Raw genomic sequence first — 16,136 nt, forward strand, 5'->3', positions numbered from 1 at the left:
GCATATATACATTAGGTTAACTCAATAAGGGTTATTATTTATATGCAAATGAAGAGATTATTATGCGACTGAAACTTGTAATTATGATTTTATATGTTAGAGTTTTGACATAAATATTTTAACACTTTAACCTTCTTAACAAAACTGATATATAACCACTTAAGAAGAGCTATACCTGAACTATGACAGTGATTACCAATCATAAAAACGGGCACTTTACCTAAATAAATGACGCAGACCGGTTTCCAGTACCAGCCTGCGTCATCAACAGTAGGATATTATCTATTTTATTTATTCACAATCGATATCGCTTCTATCTGAACCGGACCGATTAAACCGGATTTCTGCAAAGGAGAATCGGGAGTCCATGTATTAACAGGTATCCAGGTTTTTCTTTCCTGCTCCGGCAACTTGGTATCGCCTATCAAGCGGTTCATCCAAGTGGTTACCACTTCTACCTCTACCTTGTTCTTTCCTTTCTTCACCCATTCGGTAACATCCAAACGATAGGGAGCCGTCCAAACGCCTCCGGCATACTGCCCGTTTATTTTCACTTTTGCCATTACGCCTACATCATTCAGATTAAGGAATAAGTTTCCGGCAGGCCTCTTTTTCAGATTGAAATCTGTTTCATAAAGAATGGTTCCCGAATAATGCTGAATATTGAAATCCGCATGCTTACTCAAATCTTCCAGACGGGTAAAGGTCTGTGGCTTTTCGGGTCCTCTCCTCTTAGCTTCAAAAGTGACTTTCCACGGACCATCCAAAGTTACGACAGTTTCAGCTTCCGGATAGTTCACGGCAAGGCTGGTTCCTTTCGATGCTCCGGCCGGACTGCGGAAAACGATAAAGGCGCTTTCATTCGGATATAATTTCATCGGAACCACTGTTCCCGTTGAAGTTTGCTGATAAGAAGTAAGCGGACGTATTGTTCCGGATACCGGGTCCCACAATTCCGGTTGAAGTGAACGGACTCTAAATTCCGGATTAATTTCGATGACCGATTCCTGCTGGTTGGAGATAAAATATATCTCCTGTCCATTAAGGGTACGGTGTGCATACTGTACCGGGTCGTTTGCTCCCAATTTGCAATCGGGCACACATCCTATCTGCTGCATAGCTTCCTCCATGCTCATACCATAAAGAAGCTGGCCTTTTCCTACTTTCGAGGCTTTCCGGTTCACGCCATCGAGGTTCGCCCAAAGAGCATCCGCCATTGTTTGAACCTGCTTGTCTGCATTCGGGTAGCCCTGCAAACTGGGCGAACGTTTCGGAGCCGGTCCAAGGACAACAGCCCCCTCTTCTATCAATTGTTTAATCTTAGCCAGCAGCTCGGGACGCATGGTTTCCAGCTTAGGCAATACAAGCATACGATATTGCGTGCCATGAGGCAAAGTCAACAAACCGTCCTTCACGAACAGGTCGCGTTCTATTACTTCGGCATTGATATAGTCGAACTGATATCCTTTTGGCAAGGCCGGGTCTGTGATACCTGTCATCTTAGGTGCATCTTCGCCAATGAAATAAGCCACATCCGCCACATTCAATCCCTGTTGAAGCATGAAGTTTGTACGTTTCAAATAGGTCGTAAACAAATCCAACTGGGGGAACCAGGTATTCTTACGGTTAAACTCATTGCTGAAAGAGGCATTTACCCCCGGGTCTTTGTCTTCATAAGGCTGGGTAATGTAAACATGCAACAATGTATTGTTGATACCTTCTGTAAAGAAACGGTCACCCCGCTGTTTCATGATTGCCGGATAACGCCGGTAAGGAGTCCCTCCGCAAGTAAACGATTCGGCAGATATTTTTGTCTTTCCATAGATATGCCCACAAGAGGATGCCGCCCGGTTTTCGATATTACCCAAATCACCTTCGCTCCAGAACTCGCCTCCTATCTCATCCGATTGTCCGCCATATTGAAGAAACTCGCCGGGGAATCCCCAGTGCCCGTAATTCTCCAACCAGGTCGTCAGACCATATTTATGGCTGACATCTCTTAGACCGCCTACATAGTCGTAAGCAATCTTGTCTGCTACCAACCGGCGTACATCCCAAAGGAAGCGGTCGGACATATCTTCGCTCTCCACTACATATCCTTTATATACCGGAAGGAATGGAAGCGGGTCGTATCCGTAACGTTCCCGGAACTCTTTCAGGAAACCATCGGTAAAGTTCTGCCCGCCCGTTTCATAACTATCCTGCACTACTACTTTCCAACATTTACGGTCTGCCGCAGGAATACGCCGGCAGATTTCACCCATATAGGCTTCAAAATGGGCTTCGATATGCTTCTTGCTCATCTTGTCTGTTTCCAATCCTGTAGCTTCCGGGCTGGCGGGAGCGTTCGTCACGCCTGTAGGAAGCATACCCAGCCGCATAACCGTCCAGTTCCCGGCCGGTGCATTCCAAGTCAGGTTATCACCATTCAGATATTCGGTAATATCCAGCACCTTATCCGGGTCGATAACTAAAGATGCATCATCAGAAGCAGGTTGTACGGGCCATTGGTATTCGTTCCAATAAGGTAACGGGGTCTGGAACATCTTTGCCAATGTCTTTTCCGGGTATCTTTCTACATGAGGTAAAGATGAGAATTCAATCTCTCTGATTCCATTTGCAGCTGAAACATGAGAGAGAAGAACACGAAACTCCTTGCTCGTCGTCGCAGGAGTCGACACAACTATCGGTGCATACGGTTCAAATCCCACATTCAATGCAGGATTGAAACGATCTATAGTAAACTCGGCTATTGTCTTATAAGAACCGTTTTCCTTCACCTGCAATTTGGCAGGGCTGTTAACGGCCTGTTTGGAGGCAAATATTTTTAAACTCCGTAATGTAAACGGTTTATCCGTCTGGAAATCCAATGTAACCTCATTTCCTGACAGACCGGAGAATGTTGTTTCGGTCTCCTTATTCCCGTCTAATAAATATGTGAGGTCTTTCAATGCCGGAGTAGAAGAGATTTTCGTATCGGCAGAAGAAAGAATGGATGCTTTCTTATCTACAGAAGGAAATGCAATTACTTTCACATCCTGAAAATCCTTATCCGGTTTTACCAGTAGTACATTTACTTTCTTTCCTCCGGTAACTTCCGCCTTCACAGAAGTAAGATAACGCATAGCCTGTTCCGGTTTTACCCAAGGACCACCCGACTGGCTCCAGCCCGGAGAGTTGAATATACCGATTTCTATTCCTAATTCTGTTGCTGTTTTAAGTGCTGTATGCAGGATATTCCACCATTCAGGAGTCGCAAATTTTACTTTCCCGACACCCGATTCGCTTTCCGACAAACCGATATTACCTATGAAGGCACGGTTAATCCCGGCTTCTTTCATCGAATACAAGTCTTTTACAACTCCTTCTTCCGATATATGATCAGAAATCCAATACCAGTAAACGGACGTTTGTATATCTTTTCCGGGGTTTACGAAGGTATTCTCCAAGGTATTTGCCTGCTGGGCATAAAGGGGAAAAGAGCAGCATAAAGACAAACACAACAAGGCTTTACATAAAGGTTTTCTCATGGTACATACATATTACTGATTTACCGGTAAAAATAAGGAGTTATTTACGGAGGGATATTATACATATTGATTTATCTGTTTTTAAAAATGACAGTTTTTTATCCCCTTAAACAACAATATTCCAGAATAATACATCTTATGCTTACTTATACTGCCATAAGAAAATGTAAAAGGGGGGAGGCTTCTGCTATTATACAAAAACAAACCCTGTATGAACAGGATATTTGCCGCAAGGCATGTATCACTGTGCATACAGGATAGCTAAAAGGATTTATTTTATCAAATTGCCAGAATCGGTATACGCCGGCAATCCCTATTAAATTTTCTTTTCGATAATGGCTTGTACCACATTCAGTACATAATCGGCCAACTTTTCAGACTCACCGACAATATCCATATAGTAAACGCCGTCCTGATACTGGTACTTCTTATCGTTTACATCTTCCATATTATGAATCTTCAACTGGTTACGATAATTATTTATTTCGTTTTCCAGATTATAGGACAAATTAATATCATCATGTACCACTTCCGATTTCTTCAATATTTCAATCATCCGGCGAAGCGCTTTATCTACCATAGCAAACATCTGGTCCACATTATGATTTTGTTCATCTGTAAAGACAGACTTTCCTTCATTGCGACGCTTGATACTACGGGCCAGATTATTGCAAGAGTCGGCTATACTTTCTATTTCGGTAACGGCACGCAACATGATACGTATCTCTTCCTTACCTTCCGAACTCAAACGTCCTTCGGCTACGCATGTCAGATAATTGGCTATCTCGATTTCCATACGGTCGCTGATGCTTTCATACTTCTCAATGCGGCTGTAGGTCTTCAGGAAGTTATCTTCATTCTTTTCATAGAACAGTTCCTTTACCATATCCATCATACGTCCGGTACGTTCACCGAACAAGGTTATTTCCTTACGCGCCTGCAAAATGGATAACTCGGAGGTAGACAACATACCACCGGATATATAGCGCAAACGGTATTCCTCATCTTCATCCGTCTTCGATTTGATAATCGAACATACCGTTTTCTCTATCAAGCTAACGAACCATATCATAATAAAGGTGTTGCTGATATTAAATGTAGTATGGAATGCGGCAAGTTTAAATGAAACGGCAACAGCCGGATCGGTTATCTTCATCACATTGGTGACAAACCAGGATACAGCATTGGTAAGCGGATAGAAAACGACAAGTACCCAGCAAACACCGAATATATTAAATACAAGATGCGCCAAAGCAGCACGCCTTGCCTGCGTATTACCGGTCAATGCCGCCAAATTAGCAGTAATGGTCGTACCTATATTTTCTCCTAATACGAGTGCCACACCCAACTGGTAGTCAATCCAACCGTTCGCACACATAATTAATGTAATAGCCATCGTTGCTGCAGAAGCCTGCACCACCATGGTTAAAACGGCACCTATGAATAAAAACAGCAAGATAGATAAAAAGCCCATATCCGTATAGTTCTGCACAAAGGCAAGCATGTCCGGATTGGCACCCAAATCGGGTGCATTGGCTTTCAGGCTTTGAAGCCCCATAAACAGGAAAGAGAAACCGAAGATAAATTCACCGACTGACTTACGTGAACTTTTACCGGAGAAAAGAAAAGGAAGGCCAAAAGCAAGGAGAGGAAGTGCAAAAGCAGCGATATCTACTTTAAATCCGAGGGCTGATATTAACCAGGCGGTTACTGTCGTACCAATGTTGGCCCCCATAATGACCCCGATAGACTGGGTAAGTGTCAGCAAGCCTGCATTTACAAAACTTACCACCATTACGGTGGTTGCTGACGATGATTGGATAAGAGCGGTGATAAGAACACCTGTTAAAACACCGGTCACCCGGTTGGTTGTCATTGCAGTGAGAATTCTTCGTAAACTGTCACCGGCAAACTTCTGCAAACCTTCACTCATGATTTTCATTCCGTACAAGAACAGGCCTAACGAACCTATCAGGCGTAGAAAATCAAATAAAGAATAGTCCATTTAAATTTTGTCTAAGTGGATGTATATCCGATTAATATTCCTAACTTTAGGGGACAAAATTATAAATAATAACTGAAAATATATGTCTGAAACCATTACAATTTACTGTAAAAACAACAATGTATATAAGGATGTTCCAATCGGGTCCTCTCTATTGGAGATATATTCCATGATGGGAGCCCCACTTCGCTACCGTCCGATGAACGCCCAAGTGAATAATAAAGTAGAAGGCCTGAACTACCGGTGTTGGTATCCCAAGGATGTCGAGTTTATCGATTACACGCAGTCTTCCGGCCTACGTACCTATGTCCGCTCTCTCTGCCATATCTTCTCGAAAGCGGTCAACGACGTACTGCCTTCGGCTACCCTCAACCTGGAACATCCGATATCCAAAGGCTACTACTGTGTAATCCATAACGGAAAACAGATAGACCAGATTACGATTGAAAAAATTAAGAAAAGGATGCAGGAAATTATAGATGCCGACCTTCCTTTTCATTTAAAGAATGTCCGCACGGCGGAAGCTACCACTTTATTCCGGGAAAGAGGGATGAACGACAAAGCCCGCCTGATAGAAACTTCCGGCATGTCGTATACCTCTTATTACGAACTGGATGGTTACATCAATTTCTTTTATGGCTGCCTGACGCCTTCGACAGGGTATATCCATGCATTCGACCTGGTTCCTTATTTCGACGGCGTACTGTTGCGCGTTCCCCGGAAAGATAATCCGGAAGAACTCGAACCTGTCATCCGCCAGGATAAAATGTTTGAAGTATATAAGGAGCATCTTACCCTTCAACGGGCGGTCGGCATGAATAACGTCGGAGACCTGAACCTGGCAATTGCTCACGACCACACAGCCGAAATCATTATGGTTTCCGAAGCATTACAGGAAAAGCAGGTAGCCAATATAGCCGAAGAAATAGCCTGCCGGTATAAAGAGGGAGTACGTATTGTCCTGATTTCAGGCCCCTCCTCTTCCGGGAAAACGACATTCTGCAAACGGCTCCAAATACAACTTATCACCAATCTGATCCATCCCGTAGCTTTATCATTGGATGATTATTTCCTGAACCGGGAAGATACACCTAAGGATGAATCCGGAGAATACGATTTCGAATCTCTGTATGCACTCGATTTGCCTTTCTTTAATGAGGAGATGAAAAAATTATTGTCCGGCGAGGAAATAGATGTCCCCAGTTTTGATTTTAATACGGGACGCAGGGTATTTAAAGGCAAGAAACTGAAAATGCATGAAAAATCCGTATTGGTGATAGAAGGTATCCACGCACTGAACCCGGAATTAACAGCTATGATAGAAGATAAGTACAAGTACCGTATCTATGTTTCCGTCCTTACGAGTATTTCTTTGGATAATCATAACTGGATACCGACTACAGACAACCGCTTGTTGCGCCGTATTATCCGCGACCATAGTTTCCGCGGTTATTCTGCCCGCGACACAATAGCCCGCTGGCCCAGTGTACGTCGGGGCGAAGATAAATGGATTTTCCCATATCAGGAAAACGCAGATGCCATGTTCAACAGTGCCATGTTGTATGAACTGGCGGCTTTAAGAAAAGAGGCTGAAAAGATTTTAGTTGAAGTCAGGGAATGCGACCCTGAAAATGCAGAGGCTTACCGTTTATTGCGTTTCCTCCGTTACTTCAACTATATGCCGGATGAAGAATTACCGAAAACATCCTTGCTGAGGGAGTTCTTAGGGGGAGGAAGTTTCAGGTATTAATACCTTTCCCGCCTTAAGAAGGGGATTAACTCAAGAGGGCTGCCTGGCTGATAATAGCAAAAGGCAACCCTCTTTCTTTTTTACAAAATATCCGTATTTATTCTTAATAGATAGCATATTGATAGAATAAAACCTTTTATACTGACTCAAGATATCTACTCCAAAGCCCTTTCAGGATAAACCGGGCTTTTTTTCAGGTAAAAAGAAACTATTTCCGCACTATTTTGCACCTTTTTTCATTTACCCTGAGGGTATTTCCAATTAGTACCGCTACTAATTCCAACTGTCTGCGGAGCAAAATCCAATAATCCGTGCGGATAAAACACCTATATTTTGACTTCAAACCATATATGTTTCGATTTCAAAGCATATATGTCCTGTTTTTAGATGTTATTGGACATGGACGCGACGCAGGAATGCTTCTGAAACCGATCCGGATACGGATGTTAAAAAGATTGTTATTCCCAGGAATACGTAATAATATGATTTGACGCGGATGACGCGAATAAACGCGGATTAAGAAATACAATGCCTGTATTAATCTGCGTTTATTCGCGTCATCTGCGTCGAGAAACAATTACCGTGTCCTATCATTTCGTAACTGCAATCCCTGTTCGCGTCAACAAACCGCTAAATCTTAACCTCGCGAGAGTAGCCTATTTGCAACGCTTCCCGTATCTGCGCCCATATAATCCGCGTATAAAGGGGATGTTTTGTCATTTTGACATTTTTCTATTTGGTTTCTATCACCAATAATAGGTATCCATAATCTGTTGCATCCGCGGCGTATTGCTATCCTCATCATCCACCGCTTTCCTTAATTGAAGCAATTCCCCTTTCATCTGCTTGATAATATCCTTATAAGCCGGAGAGTTGTAAGCATTCGTATTCTCATGCGGGTCCGCCTGTAAATCATAAAATTCCCAGGAAGGTGTAGTCGGTTCCTTTTCCGAACCGGTTGCATTCAGGCAATCGCCATACAGGAACATCAACTTATAACGTTCATTTCGTATACCGATATGTGCCGGACGTATTTTATGATGAGTCCAATATCTGTAGTACATGGATTTACGCCAATCAGCCGGAGTATCCCCACGCAGATTGGAACGAAAACTCTGTCCTTGCGACCTTTCGGGTGTTTTCACTTTTGCATAATCGGCAAGTAAAGAAGCAAAATCGGTATTCAGTATAATGTCTTTATTCCGCGTGCCGGCAGGTATCTCTTTCGGGTAACGGATGACAAACGGCATACGCAGCGGTTCTTCATACATCATGCGTTTATCAAAGAAACCATGCTCGCCCAGAAAATATCCCTGGTCGGAAACATAAACGACAATGGTATTCTTCGCCAACCCTTCTTCATCCAGAAAACGAAGTAAACGCCCAATGTTATCGTCGATGGTAGCCCCGCAACGCAAATAGTCCTTGATTAATTTCTGATAAATCTTCTTCCGGGCGGCAATCTTATCCATTCCCTGAACGGAAAATGGTAACTCCGGATATCTGCACCACCAGGAATCCGGGTCTTTTGAGGCAGTCTCCCAGCGCCATGCCATATTTTCCAACTGTTGTCCGGGGAAAGTACGTCCGGATTGTTCCGGTCCAAACTCCATCATATTGGCCGGTTCGGGGAAAACCACATCATCATACAGATGTTTCATTCGCTCGGGGAAATCCCAGGGTTCATGGGTTGCTTTAAAATGGCAGCACATCATAAAAGGTTTATCTTTCTCCCGGTCGCGTATCCACTTTATGGTTTTATCCGTTACAAGGTCAGTCGAGAAGCCTTTCTCTTCTTTCCCGCTCTTTCCCTGGTCATCATCTATCCAGTTTTCGGCTGTTTTGAACAGCGGATTCACATATTCGCCCTGGTCATGGAATACACAGAAATAATCGAACCCGGAAGGTTGTTTCTTCAAATGCCATTTTCCTATCAAAGCAGTCTGGTACCCTCCTGCCTGCATTTGTTTGGCTATATTATCTTCCGCAGGGTCCAATCCATCTTCAAGCGTATATACCCCGTTCTTATGACTGTAAGCGCCGGTAAGGATACAGGCACGGCTGGGTGAAGATATCGAATTTGTACAAAAGCAATTATCCAATACACATCCTTCGGCGGCAAGCCTGCGGATATTTTCATTCTTTACATAAGGAGCCAATATCCCTCCATAAATTCCCCACGATTGGGATGTGTGGTCGTCCGACAGGATAAACAAAATATTCGGACGGTCATTATCACCTGTTCTTTGTTCGTTTCCCTCGGCAAACCCGGAACTTGCCAAAGCAGAAAAGCCCGTGCCGAGAAGTAATACGTTTATGTTCTTCATGTATTATTAAGTATTATATCAACTATTTACAAGTACAAAGTAGTCCTATGAATCGTACAAAAGTGAGTAAAAAATACGGTATCTCAAAATCTTTCAAATAAACATACAATGTGACTCAGTTCGTATGGTACTCAGTCAACCGTACCGAAGAATGATAACAGACAGTATATGGAAACAGAACAATCGAACTTGATAATCGGCTACTTGCAAGGCCGTCTGGACCGGGAGGAAACCGACCGCTTCTACGCTTTCGTAAACGAAAGTGCAGAGAATAAGCGCCTTTTCTTCGAAGTCAAGGCGATTTACGACGCAGGGATGTCTTCAGCCAAAGAGGAAGATATGCTGGCGAGCTGGAAGCGGTTGGAGGAAAAAATCAATAAGAAGAAAGTTTCTGTTTATTCTTTGTGGAAACGCATGAGCAGTTATGCAGCTGCTATACTAGTCGCCGCTGTATTTACTTCCGCTTGTTTCTTATTCCTTGGGAAAGAAAAGGAGACTGTTTCCGCCCGTTATATCGGAGGCGATGGTCTGGAAGCTGATGTTGTAGAATTACCTGACGGTTCACAAATAAGTTTAGGCTCTAAAACTACCTTCCATTATGAGACAGATTATGGGAAAAAAAGTCGTATCGTATATCTGGAAGGAGAAGCCTTTTTCGATATAGCTAAAGAAAAAGACAAACCGTTTATTGTCCGTACAAAAGAACAGGATATAGAAGCACTCGGTACAAAGTTTAATGTATCGGCATATCCGCAAGATTCCTTATTAGTAACGACTTTGTTGCAAGGTTCCGTATTGTTGACAACAGGGGAAACCGGAGAGCAAGCGATTTTGAAGCCAAACGAACAAATGATTTATAATCGTAATACCCGTTCCTCTCAGGTTTATCAGGTAGATGCTTCCCTGTACACATCGTGGACTACCGGTTATTATTATTTCCCCGAACAAAATCTGGAAGCTATTCTGTATCGGATGGGCCATGTGTATGGCGTACAATTCTCTATCGGTTCGGAAGAATTGAAAAAGAGAACATTTACCGGAACATTCTATCGGGGACAAAGCATCAAAGATATTATGGAAATTATCAGTCTGTCTATTCCTATTCGATATAAAATAAACGATCATCACGTAATCATTTCGGAAAAATCATAAATAAAGAATCGCAAGTGCCAATCTAATCATGAATACAAGTTAGCTAAAGAAAAAGAAGAGAAAATCTTGCCGGATTTCCTCTTCTAAAATGAGTGAATCAATTAAACTCCCATTGCCGTGGGATAGTGTTTAATCTTAAAACAATCAAATGTATGAATAATCAACGTATAGTTGTTTCTTTAAATCTGAAAAGAACTATAAAAATTATGAAACTTACCGTACTAATGCTTGTTGCATGCCTATCGCAAGTAGTTGCTGCAACTTATGCCCAGACGGCAACGCTGAATGTATCAGCTCGCAATGCAACATTGGAAAGTGTGTTGAAACAAATAGAGAAACAATCCGAATTTTTGTTTTTCTATAATCTCGAAGAGATAAACAAAAACGAAAAAATCTCAATCAATAAGAAGAATGCCAATATTCAGGATGTCTTAGAAGCGATCTCTGCTAAAACGGGTATTAAATATACGATTAAAGAACGTCACATTGTTTTGACTACCGAAGCCGGAAAGGATGCAAAATCAGTAGCCACAACAACACAGCAGACCCGAAAAGTAACCGGTACCGTTAAGGACGTGTTAGGGCCTATTGCCGGAGCAAACATTATAGAGAAAGGTACTACTCATGGTACAACTACGGATATGGATGGAAATTATTCCATTGAAGTTTCCGATCATGCAACTTTACAGGTTTCCTTTATCGGATACATCTCACAGGATGTTCCTGTGAAAAATCAATCGGTAATCAACATCACACTGCGGGAAGATGCACAAGCATTGGAAGAGGTCGTTGTAGTAGGTTACGGTACAATGAAGAAAAAGGATATGACCGGAGCTGTTGCATCTGTAAAGATGGATGATACGCCTGTAGGTACAGTCTCCACTATCAGTCACGCTCTGGCAGGGAAAGCCGCCGGTTTGCAAGTAAATACAACCAGTGCACAGCCGGGTGGAGGTTCTTCCTTCCGTATCCGTGGTGCTGCCTCCGTAAAAGCCGGCAACGATCCGCTGATTATTATCGACGGTTTCCCTGTGAATCCGGTGGATAATGATAAAATGGATGACCTTGGTAAATACAAGAATGGTACATCCGATAATATCCTTGCTTCCATCAACCCGAATGATATCGAGTCTATTGAAGTATTGAAAGATGCAAGCTCTACCGCTATTTACGGTGCCCGTGCAGGTAACGGTGTAATTATCGTGACAACTAAGAGAGGTAAACTGGGTACTCCTAAAGTAAGCTACTCCGGAACAGCATCCGTTCAAACGCTTGCCGGTGAATATGAGATGATGAATGCGCGGGATTTTATGATTGAATCGAACCGTTACAAGAAAGAAGAATGGATGAAGAATAATAAAATCGGAATCTACGGCGGTCAATCGGAAGCAAGCGCATCAAGCCCTTACGTACCACGTTATACCGATGCACAGATTGCAAATCCTGCAAACGATACGGACTGGTTTGACGAAATCACACGTCTTGGTTTCCAGACACAACACAATATCTCTATCAACGGAGGTACGGAATATACGAAATACCTGGTATCCGGAAACTTCTTCAAACAGAATGGTGTGGTAAAGAAAAACAGTCTGGACCGTTATACCGGCCGTGTCAACCTGGAACAGAAAATCAGTAAATATGTAAATACGGGTATCAACCTGACGCTGTCGAGAAATCAGACAAACAATGTTCCTTTAGGTGAAGGCCAAAACGAAAATGCAAGTATCATGACTGCCGCAGCACAGTTTAATCCGCTCCTTCCTATCAGGGACGAAAACGGAGAATATGCATTGAACTCGGAAGCAGCGTTCCTTCCTAATCCGGTTTCTCTTTTGGATATATCCGATAAGACTACAAAAGAAAGAGTATTGGGAACTGTTTTCGTAGAGATAAAGCCAATTCAGGATTTGACTTTGAAAGCAAATTTCGGTATCGATCGTAACTACCAGAAACGTAAAGTTTATCTGCCGAAAACTACACTTTACGGACAGAAAAAGAATGGACAGGCTGATATTGCCCAGTATGACAAGTCCGACTATTTGATGGAATTGACTGCCAATTATGTGAAGAAAGTAGGCCAGCATAGTGTTAACGCTTTGGTGGGTTATTCCTTCCAGCGTTTCACCGACGAATATTTAGCCGGAGGAAACAGTGACTTCCTGACAGACGGCTTCTTGTACAATAACCTGGGAGCAGGTGCTTATCCTAAGCCAACTGTAAAATCATCTGCATCCAAAAATGAAATGGCTTCTTTCTTCGGCCGTGTAAACTATACGTTTAAAGACCGTTATTTATTGACTGCCACATTACGTGCCGATGGTGCTTCGAACTTTGCAAAGAACCATCGCTGGGGATATTTCCCATCTGTAGCTGCCGGATGGCGTTTCACGGAAGAAGAATTTATGCAACCGCTTACCAAAGTGCTTTCTAACGGTAAATTACGCTTGAGTTTTGGACAGACCGGTAACTCGAACATCGGAAATAAAGCGATCAGCTACTACAAAACCGGTACGAACAATGAGTTTGGCGGTATTGAATATGTAGGTGTTTATCTGGACCAAATGGGTAACCCTGATTTGAAATGGGAAACAACCACCGAATGGAACGTCGGTCTGGATTTAGGTTTCTTTAATAACCGCCTAAATGTAACGGCCGAATATTTCCATAAAGTAGTATCAGACCTGTTGAGCGAACGTACTTTATTGTCATACAATGAAGTGGAAAAGATTGCCGCTAATATCGGTCGTACTCAGAGCCAGGGTTTTGAACTGACTGTCAATACCAAGAACTTCGAAACAAAAGATTTCAGCTGGACTACGGATTTAACTTTCTCACTCTATCGTGATAAGTGGAAAACAAGGGATGCTTCCTGGAAACCTGCCGCATATTCGCAATATGATGCACCACTCCGTTATTTCTACGGATACTTGTCTGATGGTATCATCCAGCCGGGAGAAACAGTGGAACATATGGCCGGCTCTGTTCCGGGACAGGTGAAAATTAAAGATATTGACGGATATTTGTATGCAGCAGACGGTTCAATCCGGGTAGATGAAAACGGCATTCCGATGAAAACTGGCGAACCGGACGGTAGACTGGATGATGCAGACAAAGTTATTTATGGTAGCAAAGACCCTGGATACCTGTTAGGTTTCAACAATACATTCCGTTATAAAAACTTTGATTTCAATATCTATTTCTATGGACAGTTTGCCCGTTGGAATATCGGTTCTTACAGAGATTTATGGTTGACAGGTGCCGATGGTATGACCGGTATTGTAAATATGTACCGCGGTTACAATATGCCGACATCCGCCATGGAAGTTTGGTCGCACGATAATACTTCCGCAACCCGTCCGGGATATTTCCAGGATAAGAGTCCGGTTGCAGCCGGAGGTGCAAGTACAAGTTCTGCAGAAAGCTCCAGTACAGGCAAGATAGGTGACTATTATCTGGAAAAGAGCTGGTTTATCCGTTGCCGTAACATCACAGTCGGTTATACAATTCCGATGAAGCAGGATAAGAAGTTACTCTCTAATGTACGCGTTTATGCAGATATAAACAATCCGTTCGTACTCACTCCGTATAAAGGCCTTGACTTGGAAACAGATAATTCCATCTGGGCTTATCCGAATGTCAGAACATTCAGTATAGGATTGGATATTACATTTTAATTAAATCTTAAAGTAAGACGAATATGAAAAAGTTATTATATATAGTATCGGTGTCATTGGCTACGACAGCGTTCCTTCCTTCTTGTACAAACCTCGAATCGGAAATGTATGATGTCATTAATCCAAATATGTTTCCGGTCAACCAAAGCGATGCCGAAGCTTTGGTTACGGCAGCCGCTTATGGACCTTTCCGTTCTAATTGGTATGATGGGCTTTACACATCTGCTAACGGAGGTTTCCATGTTATCGGAGAAATGACTACAGATATCGGATACTGCCAATGGAATGATGTTTGCTGGCCTGATTTGCTGGATTTCAATTTTTCGCCGGCATCCGATTGTCCTACAAAAATCTATAAGACTTATATTAAAGATATAGGTAAGATGACATTGACATTGGATCGTATTGCCGGAATAGAAATGAAGGAAGAGGTGAAGACACGCCTTGAAGCAGAAGTCCGTTGCGCAAGAGGTTGGCTGGCTTATCTTTTATATGATTTCTACGGAACGATACAAATTCCGACATTGGAACAGTTGAACAGCCCGTTGGAAGAAGTAATCATACCGCGTGCCACCCACGAGGAAATGGTTAAATTTATCGTAGATGACCTGGAAGCTGCAACGAAAGTGCTGCCGGCAACTTATAAGATAACAGACCCTAATTACGGTCGTTTCACCAGAGGTCTGGCTTATACGGTCTTGATGAAATTCTATATGCAGGAAAAGGATTGGACAAAAGCAGTGGCTTGCGGACGCGAATTGATGAAGCCCGAATATGGTTATGACCTGATGAAGAATTATAAAGATATCTTTACCCTGGAAAATGAAGGAAATGTGGAAACGATCTGGGCATGTGTTTGTAGTAGCAGTGTAAACCAACAGTTGTGGCTGGCTCACGTATTATCCAGTGAATATCCTACCAAAAATGAAAGCATCCAGAAATGGGGTGGATACCGTGTATTGTGGTCTTTCTATAAGACATTCGATAAAAAGGACGACCGTTTGAAGGTTTTAGTTGGGGAATTTGTCGGAACAGATGGCAAAACATACAATGAACAAAATCCGGGAACCGTATTGACTGGTGGTGCTATGCCTGTTAAGTATGGTGAAGACCCCGCTGCAACCGGCGAAGAAAGCCAGATTGACTGGATTGTTTATCGTTATGCAGACGTGCTGACCTTATTGGCAGAAGCGATTGTACGTGACGGTAATGCCGTAACAAATGAAGCTGTAGATTTATTGAACAGAGTTCATACACGTGCCAAACTGGATGAATATCAAATGAGTGATTTCACCAGTGTAGACGACTTCCTGGAAAAAGTATTGGAAGAACGCGGACACGAGCTATGGTTTGAAGGTGCACGCCGTACAGACCTGATACGTTACGGAAAATACATTGAATATGCCAAGAAATACAGAGGTTCTGTAACTGCTAAAGATTATATGAATGTAATGCCATTGCCTCAGTCTGTTATCAACGAAGGTAAAGGTATCGTTCTTCAAAATCCGGAATATTAATAGATAATCCGGATAATATCCAAACAGGTGAAACTCTTTATGTGGTATTTTCTGGCTAAGAAGTGCTGCATAAAGAGTTTTCTTTTTTATATAAGATGACCGGCTATTGATTATCTTTGCTCCGATGTCAAAACACTCCGGTATCTGTTTTATACTTGAATCATTTAATAAATATACC

At 42.6% G+C, this 16,136-nt stretch carries 7 protein-coding genes; 4 read left to right on the plus strand and 3 right to left on the minus strand.

Features of this window, described 5'->3' with window-relative positions:
- Window positions 1–287 precede the first annotated feature (287 nt).
- Both ACGE0T_RS17850 and ACGE0T_RS17855 read right to left on the minus strand, forming a co-directional pair.
- The gene (locus ACGE0T_RS17850; protein WP_459187931.1) at window positions 288–3,530 is read right to left on the minus strand and encodes a glycosyl hydrolase; all 3,243 of its coding nucleotides are present in this window, start codon (window positions 3,528–3,530) and stop codon (window positions 288–290) included.
- Between the two features lie 316 nt (window positions 3,531–3,846).
- Window positions 3,847–5,535 (minus strand): Na/Pi cotransporter family protein, encoded by a 1,689-nt coding sequence (locus tag ACGE0T_RS17855; RefSeq protein WP_459187932.1) that lies wholly within the window; start codon window positions 5,533–5,535, stop codon window positions 3,847–3,849.
- 82 nt (window positions 5,536–5,617) lie between these two features.
- On the opposite strand from ACGE0T_RS17855, the gene ACGE0T_RS17860 reads away from it, so the two are divergent.
- Window positions 5,618–7,285 (plus strand): uridine kinase family protein, encoded by a 1,668-nt coding sequence (locus ACGE0T_RS17860; protein WP_459187933.1) that lies wholly within the window; start codon window positions 5,618–5,620, stop codon window positions 7,283–7,285.
- Between the two features lie 746 nt (window positions 7,286–8,031).
- On the opposite strand, the gene ACGE0T_RS17865 is transcribed toward ACGE0T_RS17860, so the two are convergent.
- Window positions 8,032–9,612: a sulfatase family protein gene (locus ACGE0T_RS17865; RefSeq protein WP_459187934.1), complete on the minus strand. Its 1,581-nt coding sequence runs from the start codon at window positions 9,610–9,612 to the stop codon at window positions 8,032–8,034.
- A gap of 168 nt (window positions 9,613–9,780) precedes the next feature.
- Here ACGE0T_RS17865 and ACGE0T_RS17870 point away from each other — a divergent pair, with 168 nt between their 5' ends.
- The 3 genes from ACGE0T_RS17870 (at window position 9,781) to ACGE0T_RS17880 (ending at window position 15,958) form a co-directional block, all read left to right on the plus strand.
- Window positions 9,781–10,764 carry a FecR family protein gene (locus tag ACGE0T_RS17870; protein ID WP_459187935.1) on the plus strand — a complete coding sequence of 328 codons (984 nt, stop codon included), beginning with the start codon at window positions 9,781–9,783 and terminating at the stop codon, window positions 10,762–10,764.
- A gap of 152 nt (window positions 10,765–10,916) precedes the next feature.
- Window positions 10,917–14,441, plus strand: a complete 3,525-nt coding sequence (locus ACGE0T_RS17875; RefSeq protein ID WP_459187936.1) for a SusC/RagA family TonB-linked outer membrane protein — start codon at window positions 10,917–10,919, stop codon at window positions 14,439–14,441.
- Between the two features lie 23 nt (window positions 14,442–14,464).
- A complete protein-coding gene (locus tag ACGE0T_RS17880) occupies window positions 14,465–15,958 on the plus strand; it encodes a RagB/SusD family nutrient uptake outer membrane protein (protein ID WP_459187937.1) in 1,494 nt (497 codons plus the stop codon).
- Window positions 15,959–16,136: the final 178 nt, after the last annotated feature.

It is taken from the genome of Parabacteroides sp. APC149_11_2_Y6 (genome assembly GCF_054506995.1).

Bases quoted from the DNA above. Each gene is read 5' to 3' on its own strand.
- ACGE0T_RS17860 (WP_459187933.1), top strand. From the start codon at position 5,618: ATGTCTGAAACCATTACAATTTACTGTAAAAACAACAATGTATATAAG.
- ACGE0T_RS17850 (WP_459187931.1), bottom strand. From the start codon at position 3,530: ATGAGAAAACCTTTATGTAAAGCCTTGTTGTGTTTGTCTTTATGCTGC.
- ACGE0T_RS17870 (WP_459187935.1), top strand. From the start codon at position 9,781: ATGGAAACAGAACAATCGAACTTGATAATCGGCTACTTGCAAGGCCGT.
- ACGE0T_RS17875 (WP_459187936.1), top strand. From the start codon at position 10,917: ATGAATAATCAACGTATAGTTGTTTCTTTAAATCTGAAAAGAACTATA.
- ACGE0T_RS17880 (WP_459187937.1), top strand. From the start codon at position 14,465: ATGAAAAAGTTATTATATATAGTATCGGTGTCATTGGCTACGACAGCG.
- ACGE0T_RS17855 (WP_459187932.1), bottom strand. From the start codon at position 5,535: ATGGACTATTCTTTATTTGATTTTCTACGCCTGATAGGTTCGTTAGGC.
- ACGE0T_RS17865 (WP_459187934.1), bottom strand. From the start codon at position 9,612: ATGAAGAACATAAACGTATTACTTCTCGGCACGGGCTTTTCTGCTTTG.